Annotated in this window: 22 protein-coding genes and 1 tRNA gene; 6 read left to right on the top strand and 17 right to left on the bottom strand. The window is 67.9% G+C overall.

Features of this window, described 5'->3' with window-relative positions; all coding sequences use genetic code 11:
• Positions 1 to 158 precede the first annotated feature (158 nt).
• From ACU5AP_RS15105 to ACU5AP_RS15070, 8 genes are all read right to left on the bottom strand, one after another.
• Positions 159 to 398 carry a hypothetical protein gene (locus tag ACU5AP_RS15105; protein ID WP_446681465.1) on the bottom strand — a complete coding sequence of 80 codons (240 nt, stop codon included), beginning with the start codon at positions 396 to 398 and terminating at the stop codon, positions 159 to 161.
• A 168-nt stretch (positions 399 to 566) separates the two neighbouring features.
• Positions 567 to 803: a hypothetical protein gene (locus ACU5AP_RS15100; protein ID WP_446681464.1), complete on the bottom strand. Its 237-nt coding sequence runs from the start codon at positions 801 to 803 to the stop codon at positions 567 to 569.
• A 235-nt stretch (positions 804 to 1,038) separates the two neighbouring features.
• Positions 1,039 to 1,611 carry an SOS response-associated peptidase family protein gene (locus ACU5AP_RS15095; protein WP_446681463.1) on the bottom strand — a complete coding sequence of 191 codons (573 nt, stop codon included), beginning with the start codon at positions 1,609 to 1,611 and terminating at the stop codon, positions 1,039 to 1,041.
• 20 nt (positions 1,612 to 1,631) lie between these two features.
• Complete coding sequence (locus ACU5AP_RS15090; RefSeq protein WP_046652284.1) at positions 1,632 to 1,910, bottom strand: hypothetical protein; 279 nt, start codon at positions 1,908 to 1,910, stop codon at positions 1,632 to 1,634.
• On the bottom strand, positions 1,907 to 2,137 hold the full coding sequence (locus ACU5AP_RS15085; protein ID WP_046652283.1) for a hypothetical protein: 231 nt from the start codon (positions 2,135 to 2,137) through the stop codon (positions 1,907 to 1,909). The genes ACU5AP_RS15090 and ACU5AP_RS15085 overlap by 4 nt, the downstream gene beginning before the upstream one ends.
• On the bottom strand, positions 2,134 to 2,295 hold the full coding sequence (locus tag ACU5AP_RS15080) for a hypothetical protein (protein WP_446681462.1): 162 nt from the start codon (positions 2,293 to 2,295) through the stop codon (positions 2,134 to 2,136). The genes ACU5AP_RS15085 and ACU5AP_RS15080 overlap by 4 nt, the downstream gene beginning before the upstream one ends.
• Before the next feature lie 8 nt (positions 2,296 to 2,303).
• Complete coding sequence (locus ACU5AP_RS15075) at positions 2,304 to 3,491, bottom strand: tyrosine-type recombinase/integrase (RefSeq protein WP_446681461.1); 1,188 nt, start codon at positions 3,489 to 3,491, stop codon at positions 2,304 to 2,306.
• 187 nt (positions 3,492 to 3,678) lie between these two features.
• Positions 3,679 to 3,768: transfer RNA gene (locus ACU5AP_RS15070), tRNA-Ser, on the bottom strand.
• Between the two features lie 146 nt (positions 3,769 to 3,914).
• Between ACU5AP_RS15070 and msrA the strand changes: the two genes are divergently transcribed.
• Together msrA and ACU5AP_RS15060 are read left to right on the top strand one after the other, a co-directional pair.
• Positions 3,915 to 4,565, top strand: coding sequence for a peptide-methionine (S)-S-oxide reductase MsrA (msrA, locus tag ACU5AP_RS15065; RefSeq protein ID WP_128719589.1), 651 nt, complete (start codon positions 3,915 to 3,917; stop codon positions 4,563 to 4,565).
• A gap of 1 nt (position 4,566) precedes the next feature.
• Positions 4,567 to 4,908: an MmcQ/YjbR family DNA-binding protein gene (locus tag ACU5AP_RS15060; protein WP_128719590.1), complete on the top strand. Its 342-nt coding sequence runs from the start codon at positions 4,567 to 4,569 to the stop codon at positions 4,906 to 4,908.
• Here the strand turns inward: ACU5AP_RS15060 and ACU5AP_RS15055 are convergent.
• The 9 genes from ACU5AP_RS15055 to flgF form a co-directional block, all read right to left on the bottom strand.
• Positions 4,905 to 5,273, bottom strand: coding sequence for a hypothetical protein (locus tag ACU5AP_RS15055; RefSeq protein WP_128719591.1), 369 nt, complete (start codon positions 5,271 to 5,273; stop codon positions 4,905 to 4,907). The genes ACU5AP_RS15060 and ACU5AP_RS15055 overlap by 4 nt on opposite strands.
• A 17-nt stretch (positions 5,274 to 5,290) precedes the next feature.
• A complete protein-coding gene (locus ACU5AP_RS15050; protein ID WP_128719592.1) occupies positions 5,291 to 7,084 on the bottom strand; it encodes a DUF885 domain-containing protein in 1,794 nt (597 codons plus the stop codon).
• A 63-nt stretch (positions 7,085 to 7,147) separates the two neighbouring features.
• Positions 7,148 to 7,648 carry a hypothetical protein gene (locus ACU5AP_RS15045; RefSeq protein ID WP_312991275.1) on the bottom strand — a complete coding sequence of 167 codons (501 nt, stop codon included), beginning with the start codon at positions 7,646 to 7,648 and terminating at the stop codon, positions 7,148 to 7,150.
• Positions 7,649 to 7,656: 8 nt separating this feature from the next.
• Positions 7,657 to 8,160, bottom strand: coding sequence for a hypothetical protein (locus ACU5AP_RS15040; protein WP_128719594.1), 504 nt, complete (start codon positions 8,158 to 8,160; stop codon positions 7,657 to 7,659).
• 36 nt (positions 8,161 to 8,196) lie between these two features.
• Positions 8,197 to 8,673, bottom strand: coding sequence for a hypothetical protein (locus tag ACU5AP_RS15035; RefSeq protein ID WP_046651708.1), 477 nt, complete (start codon positions 8,671 to 8,673; stop codon positions 8,197 to 8,199).
• Positions 8,674 to 8,797: 124 nt separating this feature from the next.
• Entirely contained in the window at positions 8,798 to 9,523 is a 726-nt protein-coding gene (gene flgH, locus ACU5AP_RS15030) for a flagellar basal body L-ring protein FlgH (RefSeq protein ID WP_046651863.1), read from the bottom strand.
• 11 nt (positions 9,524 to 9,534) lie between these two features.
• The gene (flgA, locus tag ACU5AP_RS15025; protein ID WP_446681460.1) at positions 9,535 to 10,329 is read right to left on the bottom strand and encodes a flagellar basal body P-ring formation chaperone FlgA; all 795 of its coding nucleotides are present in this window, start codon (positions 10,327 to 10,329) and stop codon (positions 9,535 to 9,537) included.
• A 16-nt stretch (positions 10,330 to 10,345) separates the two neighbouring features.
• A complete protein-coding gene (gene flgG / locus ACU5AP_RS15020; RefSeq protein ID WP_003163665.1) occupies positions 10,346 to 11,134 on the bottom strand; it encodes a flagellar basal-body rod protein FlgG in 789 nt (262 codons plus the stop codon).
• Between the two features lie 14 nt (positions 11,135 to 11,148).
• Positions 11,149 to 11,886, bottom strand: coding sequence for a flagellar basal-body rod protein FlgF (flgF, locus tag ACU5AP_RS15015; RefSeq protein ID WP_128719596.1), 738 nt, complete (start codon positions 11,884 to 11,886; stop codon positions 11,149 to 11,151).
• A gap of 179 nt (positions 11,887 to 12,065) precedes the next feature.
• Between flgF and ACU5AP_RS15010 the strand changes: the two genes are divergently transcribed.
• The 4 genes from ACU5AP_RS15010 to ACU5AP_RS14995 form a co-directional block, all read left to right on the top strand.
• Positions 12,066 to 12,728, top strand: a complete 663-nt coding sequence (locus ACU5AP_RS15010; RefSeq protein WP_003163663.1) for a flagellar basal body-associated FliL family protein — start codon at positions 12,066 to 12,068, stop codon at positions 12,726 to 12,728.
• A 2-nt stretch (positions 12,729 to 12,730) separates the two neighbouring features.
• Complete coding sequence (gene fliM, locus ACU5AP_RS15005; protein WP_003163662.1) at positions 12,731 to 13,789, top strand: flagellar motor switch protein FliM; 1,059 nt, start codon at positions 12,731 to 12,733, stop codon at positions 13,787 to 13,789.
• 1 nt (position 13,790) lies between these two features.
• Positions 13,791 to 14,405 (top strand): DUF6468 domain-containing protein, encoded by a 615-nt coding sequence (locus ACU5AP_RS15000; protein WP_128719597.1) that lies wholly within the window; start codon positions 13,791 to 13,793, stop codon positions 14,403 to 14,405.
• 100 nt (positions 14,406 to 14,505) lie between these two features.
• Positions 14,506 to 15,235: MotE family protein (locus ACU5AP_RS14995; RefSeq protein ID WP_446681459.1), on the top strand; the 730-nt coding region annotated here is incomplete at its 3' end.

Genomic DNA, 15,235 nt, shown 5'->3' with positions numbered 1-15,235 from the left:
CGCGCGCGAACAACTGCGGCTCTACGTCGTCCAACCGGACAGCCCAGACATCGCCAAAGGGTTCAACAACGACGGTTCGCATCGAAGCTTCTCCAGTGAAGATTGAAGGCGCGCGCTATCTGGTCAGAGATGGCGGGGTTTCAAGGGCTGGGCGGTCTTTAGTTTTGTAGGACGCCGCGCTCGATCAGACCGAGGACGACGGGGTCTTGAAGGGAGGCAGCGACTTCGCGCGCGAAAGCGCGATGCGCCTCGGCCTCATCCATGATTAGGCGCTTACTGCCGTCTCGATGCGACGAGAGGCGGAAAGAGATATCGCGCTGCTGCTTGGCCAGGCGCTCTATCCGAACCAGTTTCACACCGGCCTGATCGCGCAGGGTGGCGCGTGAACTGACGACCATGATCGACCTCCTGAACGACCCGATAAAGCTCGAGAGGCGGTAGGCGGTTCCCGCGGACGGAACTCTTCAGCGCCGGGCTGGTTGGCACACAGCGCTGCGCTTGCTGGCCCCGTGCGGCGCTACTGGGGAAGAGCGCCCTCCGCTGTTATCCTGGCGACGGAGTGGCGCTCAACCCCCCGGCAGAATATCCCGATAGGGCTCGCCTCGCTCGCCCGCTTCGGCGCGGGTCAGGACGCGGGTGTCAAACGCCGAGGAGATGGCGACCTTGATCCCTCGATGTCGGACGCCTTCGTCTAATGACTTGGCCGTGTGTTCGATCTGATAGAGCGTTTCGCACCATTCGGCGCTGTTGATTTCGATGAGGCCGGGCAAACTGTTGGGATCGTCGCCGGCGGCTGCGGCCATGGCGTCGAGGGTGGCGTTTAGTTCGTCGGGGGTCATGGCGCAGCGGTGTACCTGAGTCGCGAGCGTCCGGTCTAACGGGCGCGCTGCCTTAGCAACCGCGCCGCCTCTTCCTTCCAGAGCGCGCGGAAGCGCAGGACGATGGACGTGGGCCGGCTGGCCGCTGCGCGCGATCGGCGGTGTAGAGCACGGGCCTCAAGCTCAAACCGTGCGGCTTTCTGTTGGTGTGTCTCGGCCGTCATGCGGTTTCCGGCCAGACCTTCTGCACGGTCAGCGATCCAGCGCGGGAGGGTTGTAGAATGAGGTCTTCAGCTGCGCTCAGGTCCAGCCAGTGGACGCCTGCGCCGGGCGGCAGGAGGACAATCTGGCGGTCATGGTAGGGCGCCACGTCTGGGCCCGGCTCGGTCGTCAGCATGGCGAACGCACCGTCTTTGACGATTCCGGCGATCCAGAACCACGGCTGATCAATCATCGTGAACAGCCACTTGGTCTTTCTTCCCTGCACCTTGGGCTCGGTGAACTCATAGAAGCCGTCGGCTGGAATGAGGCATCGGGTCGAGTTCGCGAAAGATCGGCCGTCCGACCGGAAGTTGAAGACGGGCCTTCCGGTCGGACTTTTCCATGCCCAGGGCGTCATGGTCAATTGCGGACCCTCGGAGCCTTGGGTGACGATGGGCGCGGCGTCGCCGATGCGGTAGTCGGCCCGCGCCAAGTTGGGCAGACCGCTCGGAAAGACGAGCGTCCGCCCCGCGTCGCGGAATGGCGCCGCGATCTGGTTGGCCGGGACGTGCAGGCGATAGTTGTTGCACATAGGCGAAGCCTCTCACGCCTTCAGCCGGTTGTGGAGTCCGGCTCCTGAAGCTTGCTCTTGGACCGAGCGACAGCGCGCGCCATGCCCTCATAAGGGTAGCTCCAGCTAAACGTAGCGCCGCTGAGGTCGGTCCAAGCGGCCTTCACCGTTGCCGACGCGGCCATTAGCGGAAAGCGCTGAGATGATACCGGGTTCAACTGGCCATGAAGTCGCTGGAGGCGGCGGTAGATGTCGTCCAGCTCCGCTAGGTCGTTCGCGTCCAGCACCTGCTTGCTAGACATGCCCTTGTATCGCGTCATGGATGATCCCCGGACGCAGCGCGAAGTGATAACCCCTGCGCCTTCATGTCCTCAAAGGCGGCCAGAACCTTCTCGGCAGCGCCTGGAGCGATGCGGTTCAGCGTGGCCGCATGGCGAGCCAGCATGTTGACCAACACGGGGTCATGCCTGGCCGCTTCGCCCTGCCGCCAAACGGCGACCATCTGGGCCAGCTGAAGCTCGGTAGCGGTTGGGACAAAGTCGCTCATTGCGGACGCCCCACCAGACGCATGCCGGCGACCAGCCCGGCGATCAGGTCGACCGTTGGGGCGGGAATGTCTGCGCCGTCGCGCTGTTCAAGCTCGCGGTCCAGCTGCTCCAGATCACGAGCGAAGGCCTCATCTGGGCCAAGGGGTTTCGTTTCCATGTCTTTCCTCATGCTCGCTTCTGGAATGGGGTCACTGTTCCCGCCTTGCCGGTGCAGTAGTCGCTCCAGGCGTCCATGAGGGCGCGGCGCTTCTCCATAGCCTGGCCGCGCCTGTAAGCTCGGCGGACTGCTGACCCGACAGTGTGAGCGAGTGCTTCCTCGCTGATCTCGTCCGCGAAGCTCGTGCAGTCGACAGCCCAGTCTTTGAAGGCGGACCGGAAACCGTGCGGCGTGGCGTCTGTCACGCCCATTTTCCGCATGGCCATCGCCAGGGCCATGTCAGAGAGCGGCCCTTTGAGGCCGGGGAATATCAGACCGCTTCGGTGGCCTCTGTCTACGCGAGCAAGAACGCTCAGCGCGGCTTCAGACAGTGGAACGCGGTGTTCGGCACCGGCCTTCATGCGGGCGGCGGGGACAACCCACACGTCGCCGTCGATCTCTTCCCAAACCGCCCCCCGCACCTCGCCGGAGCGGGCCGCGGTGAAGATGAGGAAGGTTAGGGCAAACGCCGAGACGCTTTTCCGGGTGCCGAGTAGCTCTATGAAGGCTGGGACGCCTTGATAGGGCATGGCCGCATGATGGCCGCCGCCGCGCTTGGTCGCCGGTAGTAGCTTGTCGAGGTGTCCCTTCCATCGAGCCGGGTTGTCGCCTGTTCGCAGGCCCTTGGCTGTTGCTGCATCGATAATGCGTTCAATACGATTGCGCACGCGCCGTGCAGTTTCGGGCCGGGAGGTCCAGACTTTCCGCAGGTCGCGGAGGACCATCTCGGTATCCACGTCCGTGACCGATGAGCGCCACACCGTCGGGGCGTGCTGTTTGAGCGACGCCTCCCATTGAGGTCGCTGCTTGGCGGATCGCCACGTCGGCTCGAGATCATCCATCAGATCCGACGCCACACGCGCGAAGGGCGTGCGTTCCACAGCCGCGCGTTCCTCTCGCCTCGTCTCGATGGGGTCGATGCCGTCGCGAAGGAGGCGTCGCGCGTCATCGGCGCGGTGCCGGGCCTCCTTGAGGTCGACGTCAATAAGGGAGCCCAGGCCCATCTCACGGCGCCGCCCCCGGAATTTGAAGATCAGCACCCAAAACCGTCCGCCGGCCTGATCGACGCGCACGTAGAGGCCGCGCCCGTCGAGGTGCAGTCCTGGCTCGCGGATCGCCTTGAGCGTGACGTTGGTGAGAAGGTTGTAAGAAGCCATATCCTCTCCGAGAACGGAACCAGAACATAGCATCACGACGGGAGCGGTCGCCTCCCTAACTCTCTCCCTACCCGAAGAGCGCAACTGCCCGTGGACGCTGACGGACACCAGCGGACGAAAATGCCCGTAGCGCAAGGGTTTCAGCGGGTGGGGTGTGGATAGCTGCGGACGCCGATGGACAGGGATGTGGCGGACAGAGAGGGATTCGAACCCTCGATAGAGTTGCCCCTATACACGCGTTCCAGGCGTGCGCCTTCAACCACTCGGCCACCTGTCCATTCCACCTGAAGCCCGGATGCGTCCGGGGCGGAGTCGTCGGGAGCGGACCGACGGGAGGGGCTGATTAGAGCATGACGACCCCATGGGCAAGCGCCCTTGAAGCCTCCATATAGGCGAAGACGCTGTTTTCGCGGAGTTCGCGCCATGTTGTTGAAGAAGAATGCTGAACTGCCCACGCCTGAGACGGCTCTGCCGGGCCGGGCTGAGGCGTTGCCGACCGATGAGACCCACTTCGTGCTGGGCCATGCGCTGAAGGGACCGCACCCCGCGGGGATGCAGACGGCCGTGTTCGGCATGGGCTGTTTCTGGGGCGTCGAGCGGGTGTTCTGGCAGCTGCCGGGCGTGTGGGTCACCTCGGCGGGCTATGCGGGCGGGATCACGCCCAACCCGACCTATGAGGAGGTCTGCTCGGGCCGCACCGGCCATGCGGAGGTGGTGCAGGTGGTGTTTGATCCGGCCCAGATTTCGTACGGCGACCTGCTGAAGGCTTTCTGGGAGAACCATGACCCGACGCAGGGCATGCGTCAGGGCAACGACCAGGGCACGCAGTATCGTTCGGCGATCTATACCTTGAACGAGGCGCAACAGGCGGAGGCGCTGGCCTCGCGCGAGGCCTATCAGGCGGCGCTGAGCGCGGCGGGGCGCGGGGCGATCACGACTGAGATCCAACCGGCCGGGCCTTACTACTTCGCCGAGGGCTATCACCAAGGCTATCTGGCCAAGAATCCGGCGGGCTATTGCGGCATCGGCGGGACGGGCGTGGTCTGCCCGATCGGCTTGGGCGTCGGGGCCTAGGATGGATCGCGCGGGCGTGGGCGAGGCCTGCCTGGCCTTGCCGGGGGCGACGATGGATCACCCGTTCGGGCCGGGCCATGACGCCTATAAGGTCGGGGGCAAGATGTTCGCCATCGTCGGCGCCGAGGGCGGGTTGTCGTTCAAGGTCTCCGACATCGCTTATGCGGTGCTGACCGAGGAGGGGCGGGCGGCGCCGGCCCCCTATCTGGCGCGGGCGAAGTGGGTGCATCTGGCCGATCCGGGCGATTGGCCGGATGCTGAACTGGCCGATCACCTGAAGTCGGCCCACGCCCTGATCGCCGCCAAGCTGACGAAGAAGGCGCGGGCCGAACTGGGGCTTTAGGCGGCGGCGTTCCGCGATCGGAACCACAGGTAGAGAATCCCCAGGGGCGCGATGAAGATCGAGAAGCCCCACAGGAAAAAGTTCACCAGCACCTTCAGGACCATCAGGATGATGGCGTTCATGAAGAAGACGGTTTCGCCCATCATCACCCGCTTGATTTCGTCCCAGACCAGTTTGGAGAAGGGAAACAGCAGGGCGCCGACGCCGAACACGGCCAGGGTGGCGGCGCGATCATGCATGGGCTTGGCGCCGTCCAGCGACAGCATCATCCAGGTCATGAAGGCCATGAAGGCGGCGCTGAGCACATAGGCGCGGATCAGATAGCGCGGCTGCACCGAGCCGAAGATGCGCTTGATGAAATTCATGTCGAAGGGACGCTTTCTTACCGGGTCTTGGTCTTCTGTTCGGCGATCCAGCGGTCCATGCGCGCGTCCAGCAGGGCCAGCGGCAGGGCGCCGTCGACCAGCAGGGCGTCGTGGAAGGTCCGCACGTCGAAGCGGTCGCCCAGCTCGCGCTCGGCCTTCTGGCGGATTTCGCGCAGGCGGATCTCGCCGATCTTATAGGCGGTGGCCTGGCCGGGATCGCCGATGTAGCGCTGCAGTTCGGTCTCGATGTTGTGCGTGGACAGGGCCGAGTTGTCGCGGAAGCAGGCGCGGGCCTGTTCCTCGCTCCAGCCCAGCCAGTGCAGGCCGGTGTCGGCCACCAGACGGCAGGCGCGCCACATCTCATAGCTGAGGCGGCCGAACCGCTCATAGGGCGTGCGGTAGATGCCCATCTCCTCGCCCAGGAACTCGGAGTAGAGGCCCCAGCCTTCGCTGAAGGCCGTGACCGAGGCGTCGCGGCGGTAATAGGGCTGGTCGGCGGCTTCCTGTTGCAGGGCGACCTGTAGGTGGTGGCCCGGCACGGCCTCGTGCACCGTCAGGGCGGGCAGTTCATACAGCGGCCGCTGGTCCAGTTTTCCGGTGTTGACGATGTAGCCCCCGGCCACGCCCGTCGCCATCGAGCCTGAGTTGTAACGGCCGGTGGTGTAGGTCTCTTCCATCTCGACCGGCACCGGGCGCACGCCGTAGGGCAGGCGCGGCAGGGTGGCGAACAGGGATGGCAGGCGGTCGTCGGCGCGCTTGGCGATCTCCGACGCCTTCTCCAGCAGTTCCTCGCGGGTCTTGGCGTAGAATTGCGGATCAGTGCGCAGGAAGGTCAGGAAGCCGGCGAAGTCGCCGGTCCAGCCTGCGGCGCGCATTTCCGTCTCCATGCGGGCGCGGATGCGGGCGACTTCCTGCTGGCCGATCTCATGCACCTGATCGGGCGTCAGGTCGGTGGTGGTGTGGCTGCGGACCAGGAAGGCGTAGAGGTCGCGGCCGCCGGGGCGGTGGACCAGCCCCGGCTCCTGCGGGGCCTTGGGCGCATATTCGTCGCGCAGCAGGTCGCGCCAGGCGGTGCGGCGGGCGGTGATCGGTCCCTCGACCAGGGCGCGGGCGCGGGCGCGGAATTGTTCCTGCTGGGCGGCGGGGATGGAGGCGGGCAGGGTGTTGAACGGACGCAGCAGGACGTCGCCCGCCGCGCCCGGTTTCAGGTCGCGCTCGGCCTGGGCCAGGGCGCTGTCGACCACTGATCGGGCCTGGATCAGGCCGGTTTCCAGCCCGCGCCGGGTGTTGGCGATCCCGGCGTCGTAATAGGCGGGCGCGGCCTCCAGACGCTTCAGCCAGGCCTCGGCGTCGGCGGCCGTGGCGATGCGCGCAGCGGACGCCAGATAGGCCAGAAGCTGGCCGGGACCGCCTTCGGAATCAAAGGCCAGACGCGACGGGTCCAGTTCGATCCGCTCCAGCTCGCGGCCGATCAGATAGCCGACGAAGGCGTGGTTCAGGCGCTGGGCTTCGTCCAGCGCGGCCGGGTCGATGGCGTCCAGCCGCGCCTTCAGGGCGTTCAGCGGAGCGCGGCGGGCCAGTTCGCCCGCACGGCTGGCGTCGGGCAGGCGCGACAGGGCGGCGCGGTCGCCGTCCATGCCCGAGCCGATGGGGTCGACCTGGCGCAGATAGGCTTCGTAATCGACCAGCAAGGCGTCCAGCGCGGCGGCGGCCGACGACTGGCCTTGAACGACGGCGGCCTGGGCCGGCAGGGCGCCCGCGCCCGCAAGGCCCGACAGGCCGATACCGGCGGCGAGAAGAAGATGACGCATGAACTAAAGCCCTCCCAAGAACTGGCGGGGAGGGGAGCGGACCGCGCCGCTGCGGTCAAGCCTTCAGCGGCACAACTCCAGGAAACGCGCCGCGCGGCCTTCCGAACCCGGCTGGGCGGCCATCATCGCGCGCTGGTTCCCGTCCCACACCGCCAGCCAGCCGACGCGACGAAATTGCAGGAAGACGGGGTGGGAGGCGGGCGCCGTGGCGACCAGGTGGACGCCGTCGTGCATGTCGGCGGCCTCGACGCGGGCGGGAAAGGTTTCGGTGTCGCCGCCTGATTCCAGGGTGATGGCGCGACGGTTCGGCGCCTGATCGGCGGCCAGGGACAGGCCGACCTTGCCCGAGCCGGGCGCGCACATGAGGCTGAGCGGAACGTCGTCGGACTGGGCCAGGCCATAGGACAGGCGCGGCTCGTCCGGGTCTTCGTTCAGGAACCAGTCGTAGCCGGCGACGGGCAAGGGCGCGCCGGTCGTGTTTAGCGGGGCGATGCTGGGAGCGCAGGCGCCCAGGGTGCTCATGGTGATGAAGGCGGCGGCGGTCAGCCAGCGGGCAGGGCGCATCCTCGTCCTTATCCGGTGCACAGTTCGGCGAAGCGGCGCAGCTTGGACAGATTCGCCCGATCGATCTCGATGGCGGTCGCCTGATCGCCGAGGGCGAGGGTCAGGCGGCCGGAGGCCAGGAAGGCGGCGAAGACGGGATGGTCGGCGCGCAACGTCGCCTCCAGCCGTCCGCGTCGCGCGCGGGCCTCGACCTCGGCCGAGGCGCTGCCGGAGCGGATGACGGCGAAGCCGTCGGCGCCGGGCGCGTCATGGAAGGCCAGGCGGACGATGCTGGAGCCGGGCGCGCATTCCAGGGTGGTGCGCAGGCGCGGCGTGTCGGGAATCTCATTGGCCAGGACCAGGGGACCGTCGCCGCTGTAGAGGGTCCAGGTCCAGCCCTCGGACGCGCGGGCTGATCGGGCGGGCGATGCGGCCTGGGGCCGCTCTGCGGGCGGATGCGCCCCGGTCTGAGGGGCCGTCTGCACGGCCAAGGAGAGCAACGTGGCCTGAACCAGGCCAAGCATTGAGGTCATGTTTCAGCCCCCGCTGAGGAAGACGGGGGACTGTGGTCAGGCATGTCCCGAAGCGCAATAGCTAAGAAAGCCCTGGACCATTCGCCGCTCGGCGCGGGTGGCGGTCAGCTGGCGGTCCCCGGCCTCGGTCTGGACCGCCATGCGGCCGCCGCGCGCCAGGCCGGTCAGGGCCGCGTCGCCGAGCGGCAGACGCGTCTCGAAGGCCTCGCCGTTCGACAGCGGGTCGATGGGCTGAGGTTCGTGCGAGGCCAGGATCAGCCCCGCGCTGCGCGGCTGGACGTCGCCGTAGACCACGGCGACGCCGTCGCCCGGCGCGCAGGTCAGCATCAGAGCCAGTTGGTCCGAATCCGGCAGGCCATAGGCCAGTTTGGCCATCGTCCCCTCGTGCAGCATATGCCAGCCGGGAACGGCCTCGCCGCCGCTGCGGGACGAGGACGGAGAATAGGTCGCCGCATGGGCCGCGACGGCGGCCAGGCCCACGGCGGCCAAGATGGGAAAGACGGTTTTACGCATGACAAGTCCACTCGCGTTCGACAGATCAAACGCGGGTCGCTTGTTAACGGTTCACGGCTCCGCTGGATCGCGCGCGATTCAGTGATGCGGTGCGGCCGGAATCACACGTTTCGGTGAACGCGGGTCAGAAGGGGCTGAAGCGTTCGACCAGGGACTGGGCGGCGGGCGTCGCCTGCATCCGGCTGATGTCGCCGCGCCCGCCGTAGCTGATGCGCGCCTCGGCGATCTGGCTGTGGCGGATGGTGTTGGCGCTGGAGATGTCCTCGGGCCGGACGATGCCCGCCACGGTCAGCTCGCGCACCTCGCGGTTGGTGCGCACTTCTTGCCGACCTTGGATGACCAGGTTGCCGTTGGGCATGACGGCGGTGACGACGGCGGCGACCGTCAGGTTCACCCGTTCCGAGCGGTTGACGCTGCCCGAGCCGTTGGCGTTCACCGCCCCTTCCGTGCCGATCATGTTCGCCGGATCGAAGCCGCCGGGGAAGGCGCGGCCCAGGCTGTTCTCCAGGCCGAAGAAGTTGGTGACGCCGCCCGAGGCGCTGTTGGTGCGGTTGCGCTGGGTCGTGTTCTGGGTCTGGGCGCGATCGTTGATGTCGATGGCGACGGTCAGGATGTCGCCGACGCGGCGCGCCCGCTGGTCGCCGAAGAAGCTGCGCGCCCCGGTGCGCCACAGGCTGTTGGCGCTGGCCGAGGTCGGCTCGGGCAGATAGGCCTGCTCGACCGGGACCAGGGCGGCCGGATAGCCGATGGGCGCCAGCTCCGGCCCCTTCACCGCTTCGATGGCGGTGGAGCAGGCGGCCAGGCTGAGGGCGGACAAGGACAGGGCGGCGACGGTGATGGGGCGCATGATGGAACTCTCGCTCAACGGGCGGTGAACTGTTGCGGGTTGCGGCGGGCGATCTGGGCGGCGGGACCGGCGACGGCCCGGCCGGGCGCCACGGCCACGGCGTCGATGGTGCGGTTGGACTGGACGTTCAGGATCGGCACGGCCTCGCCCGCCGAGGCGTTGCGGGTCGCCTTGCCGGTGACGGTCAGTTCGACGCCGTCGTTGATATAGGCGACCTCGACCATGTCGTTGCGGGCGATGACCTGAGGCGAGGCCAGGTCGCGCGGACCGACGGGCGATCCGGCGCGCAGGGCGCGCTTGGCTTGGAGACCGATCACCGCCTCGGCGTCCTGGGGGCCGCCTGCGGGGGCTAGGTGCGACTGGACCGAGGCCCAGACCACGTCCTCGGGCTGGATCACGTCGCCGGCGGCCAGGCTGCGGGCGTAGGTCAGAACCTCGACGCTGGATCCCGCTCGGGCGGGCGCGCCGACGCTGGCGGCGGCGGGGCGGGCCGAGGCTTCGGCTGGCAGGGCCCCGCCAGAAAGGGCGCCGCCTTCGCGCACCACGATGCGGCGCAGGCCGGTCGGATTGCTCCACTCAAGCCCGGCGCGGCGCGCGGCGATCTGGACCTGGGAGGCCTCCAGAACGGCGGTGGCGCCGGCGCGGCGGCCGACCACGACGTTCGAGGCGGCGTCCGCGTCGTCGAACAGCTCGCCCAGGGTGATGCGGCCGTCGTCGTCGACCGGATCGGGCAGCAGATTGACCGGCCCGGCCCATGCGGGAGCAGCCAGTGCGGCGACGGCGGCGGCGAGGATCAGGGCGCGCTTCATGGCTCAGACCTTTCCTTCAGCTCTTCACCTGGGCCGAGACGGACAGCATCTCGTCGGCGGTGGTGATGACCTTGGAGTTCATCTCATAGGCGCGCTGGGCCACGATCAAGGCGGTGATCTCGCTGACCGCGTCGACGTTCGACGCCTCGGTGTAGTGCTGCAGCAGATTGCCGTAGCCGACCTCGCCGGGCGCCCCGACTGTGGCCGGGCCCGAGGCCGCCGTCTCCAGCAGCAGGTTGTCGCCGATGGCTTCCAGACCCGCCTCGTTGAAGAAGGTGGCCAGTTCCAGCTGACCCACGACCTGCGGCTCGGTCTGGCCGGCGGTGGTGACCTGAACCTGACCCGACTTGGAGATGGAGACGTCCAGGGCGTCCTGCGGAATGGCGATGGCCGGCTCGACCGCATAGCCGTCGTCAGTCACAAGCTGGCCTTCGCCGTTGACGGTGAAGTTGCCCGCGCGGGTATAGGCAAGCTCGCCCGAGGGCAGGGTGATCTGGAAGTAGCCCTTGCCCTGGATGGCGATGTCGTAGGTGTTGCCGGTGCGGTTGGGGCTGCCCTGTTCGGTGATGCGATAGACGCTGCCCGCCTTGACGCCCGAGCCGATCTGGATGCCGGTCGGCACCACGGTGCCCTGCGACGAGGACTGGGCCCCCATGCGCTCGACGTTCTGGTACAGCAGATCCTGGAACTCGGCCCGCTGACGCTTGAAGCCGACCGTGTTCATGTTGGCGATGTTGTTGGAGATGACCTCCACGTTCAGCTGCTGGGCGGCCATGCCGGTGGCGGCGGTGCGAAGCGCGCGCATGTCTCAGCTCTCCTTTACGAAACCCGGCCCAGCCGCTCGACGGAGCGGCGTGACAGGTCGTTGGCGTTTTCGATCATCTTGGTGACGCGCTCATAGGCGCGGCTGATCTCGATGAGGTTGGTGATTTCCACGAGGGTGTTGACGTTCGACCCTTCCAGCATCCCCTGGCGGACCTGGGCGTCGGTCGCATCCATCGGCTGGGCGTTGGAGGCGTTGCGGTACAGGCCGTCGCCGGACTTCTGCAGCACCGACAGGGCGTCGAAGCGCACCACGGTCAGGCGGCCGACGGGCTGGCCTTCCTGGCTGATCGTGCCGTCGGCGCCGACGCTGGCGGGGCCGCGCTGCGGGTCCAGAACGATCTCGGCGCCGTCGGCCAGGACCGGCAGGCCCTGCTTGGTCGTCAGCCGCCCTTCCGGATCGGTCACGAAGGCGCCGTCGCGGGTATAGGCGGGACCGCTCGGCGTCTGCACGGTGAAGAAGGCGCCTTCGCCCTCGATGCCGAAGTCCAGATCGCGGCCGGTCTGCTTCAACGTTCCCTGGCCGAAATCGCGGCCCACGCCCTTGTCCAGCACGAAGCTGGCCGAGGGGCGGATATTGTCGTTGCGGGCGCGCTGGCCCACTTCGGTCCCGACCATCAGCTGTTCGACCTTGAAGCCGGTGGTGTCTGCGTTGGCGACGTTGTTGGCCACGATGTCCAGCTCGCGACGAAGCGTCATCTGGCGCGACAGTCCGATATAGGCGGCGTTTTCCACGAGCGGGCTCCTTTCGCCGTTTCCCGTCGCAACGACCGTGCCAACAGGGTTAACGCCCGTGGAACGGGGGTTTGAGCGGTTTTCGCCCCTGCGGCGCCCGGCAGGATTTGCCGATCGTAAACGCCTCGTTAACCAAAACAGGGCCACACCCGGCATGTGAGGATCGGGGCGGCTTACGCATGCTGAAACTGAAGCTGGGCAAGAAGAAGAGCGAAGCGCCGACCGGCGACGACGCGAACCTGCCCGCCGTGAGCGACGGCGCGCCCGGCGCCGAGGGCGAGGACGGCGAAGCCGCGCCCGCCAAGAAGAAGATCCCCCTGCTGTTCATCATCATCCCGGCGGCCCTGGTGGTGCTAGGCGGCGGCGGGGCGACGGCCTTCCTGCTGATGAAGCCCAAATCCGCCGAGGCGGCGGGCGATCATGCCGCTCCGGCCAAGGAAGAGAAAAAAGAGAAGAAGGAAGGCGGCGGCCACGGGGGCGGCGCCAAGGAAGGCGAGGCGGCCGAGGGCGCGGGCAAGATCGCGGCCGGTCCCGACGGCGTGACCTTCTACACCCTGCCGGACATGATCGTGAACATTCAGTCGGCCGACGGACGCCCGACCTATCTGAAGCTGCGCCTGACGCTGGAGATGAAGGACGCCGCCGTCGCCTCGCATCTTCAGGCTGAGGCGCCGCGCATGCAGGACATGTTCCAGGGCTTCCTGCGCGAACTGCGGCCCGAGGATCTGGCTGGGTCGGCCGGGTCGTATCAGCTGCGCGCCGAGATCCTGCGCCGGGTCAATCTGATCGCCGCGCCGGGCAAGGTGGACGCCGTGCTGATCGAAGAAATGCTGGTCCAGTAGTCATGACCGACGCCCTGGCCCCCGAGACGGAACTGGACCCCTTCGGCGGAGAGGTCGATCTGGGCGCAGCCCTGTCCGAGCGGGTGCTGAACCAGGACGAGATCGACAGCCTGCTGGGCTTCGACATGGGCGGCGGCGACGACGCCGAGCGCAGCGGCATCCGCGCCATCATCAACTCGGCCCTGGTCTCCTATGAGCGCCTGCCGATGCTCGAGATCGTCTTCGACCGCCTGGTGCGGCTGATGACGACCAGCCTTCGCAACTTCACCTCCGACAACGTCGAGGTCAGCCTCGACACCATCAGCTCCATCCGCTTCGGCGACTATCTGAACTCCATTCCGCTGCCGGCCATCCTGGCGGTGTTCCGGGCTGAGGAGCTGGACAACTACGGCCTGCTGACGGTCGATTCCAACCTGATCTATTCGATCGTGGACGTGCTGCTGGGCGGGCGTCGCGGCACGGCGGCCCTGCGCATCGAGGGGCGGCCCTACACCACCATCGAACGGGTGCTGGTGCAGCGCATGGTCGAGGTTATCCTGAACGACGCCCGCCAGGCGTTCGAGCCGCTGACCCCCGTCCACTTCAACCTGGATCGGTTGGAGACCAACCCTCGCTTCGCCGCCATCGCGCGCCCGGCCAACGCCGCCATCCTGGTCAAGCTGCGCATCGACATGGAAGATCGCGGCGGCCGGGTCGAGCTGCTGCTGCCCTATTCGACGCTGGAGCCGATCCGCAAGATGCTGCTGCAGCAGTTCATGGGCGAGAAGTTCGGCCGCGACAACATCTGGGAAGGCCACCTGGCCACCGAACTCTGGACCACGGAAACCGAGGTGCGCTGCGTGCTGGACGAGCAGCAGATGCCCCTGTCCAAGGTGCTGGACTTGAAGGTCGGCGACACCCTGATGCTGAACGTCACGCCTGAGTCCGAAGTGTCGGTGCGGGCGGGCTCCATTCCGCTGACCACTGGCCGCATGGGCCGCAAGGGCCAGCACATCGCCGTCCGCGTCGAAGGCCCCATCAGCACCGACGCCGCCGCCCGCCTCGCCAGGGAGAACAGCTGACATGACCGGCATCATCCTCGACTCCATCCTCATGCTGCTGCTGGTCGCGGCCATCGGCTACGGCATCAAGCTGGAGCGCAAGCTCAAGACCCTGCGCGAGGGACAGCTGGCCTTCGCCGCCGCCGTGACCGAGCTGAACAGCGCCGCCGGGCGCGCCGAACAGGCGCTGGCCACCCTGCGCGCCTCGGGGCAGGAGACGGACTTGCTGCACGACCGCATCATCAAGGCTCGCGCGGTTAAGCAGGAGCTGGAGGTGCTGATCGCCCGCGCGCCTGCCCGCCCGGCCGAGAGCCGCATCGAGACGCGCGAGGACGAGCGTCGCGCCGCCGCCAAGGCCCTGGCCGACATGGAGCCGATGATGGAGGTCGAGCGCGAGACCGTCCGCGCCTCGTCGGTCGCCCCCTTGCTGGACGACGAGGCGCGCGCGCGCCGCATGGCCTCGCTGATGGAGCGCATCGAGGGCGCCCGCGCGGTCATGAAGGCGCCGTCGCTGAAGCCCGCGCCTGTCCCCGAGCGCGCCTCGCCGGTGATGCAGGCCCTGGCCGCTAACCATGCTGCGCAACAGAGCCTAAACCGCGCCCGCCGTAGTCTGGACGACGACCTTTTCGCCGCCTGATGTCAGCCCCTATGTCCGAGGCGCGGCCTCGGACGACTTGAGGGGCCAAGTGTTTTCCCTGCCCGGCGCGTGGCGCCGAACCGTTCGCTGAGTTTGACCGATGAGCAAGCTGCCCCGCCTTCTGCCCCTGATCGCCGTCGCCATCGGCGGCGTCGTGGCCGTGCGCGCCGCGGGCGTGGCGCCGGAGCTGTTCCAGGGCGCGACCGCCTGGGCCCAGGAAGCGGTCGCCGGAGAAGGCGAGGGGGCCAAGCCCGCGCCCAAGCCCGCCGCCGTCTGCGCCCTGACGCCCGAGCAGTTGGCCCAGCAGGCGGGGATCTCTCCGGCTGAACTGCGGATCATCCAGTCGCTGTCGAAGCGTCGCGACCAGTTGGACGCGCGCGACGCCGACTTCGCCACCACCCTGCCGCTGATGGTGGCCGCCGAGCAGAAGCTGGACGCCAAGCTGCAGGCGCTGGAGGCCCTGAAGGGCGAAATCAGCGCCCTGGTCGGCCAGGTCGATGAGAAGGAAAAGGCCGAGGCTGATCGTCTGGTCGCCGTCTATTCCGCCATGCGGCCCAAGGAGGCGGCGGCCGTCTTCGCCACCCTGGACGACAGCGTGCGCCTGCCGGTGGCCTCGGCCATGCGCCCGCGCACCCTGGCCGCCATCATGGCCCAGATGCAGCCCGCCGCCGCGCGCGAACTGACCGAAAAGCTGGCCAAGCGCTTCCAGGCCCAGCAGTACGCCGCCCGCGCCGCCGCCGCTTCGGCTCCGACTGAGGCTGCGACCGCGCCCGCCCCGGCGCCCGCCGCTCAAGCGGCGGCTCAGCCGGCCCCCGCGCCCGCGCCGACCC

The organism is Brevundimonas sp. RM1, assembly GCF_052907225.1.
The sequence above is the reverse complement of the archived record's forward strand: the minus strand, read 5'-3'. Positions and strand labels throughout refer to the sequence as shown.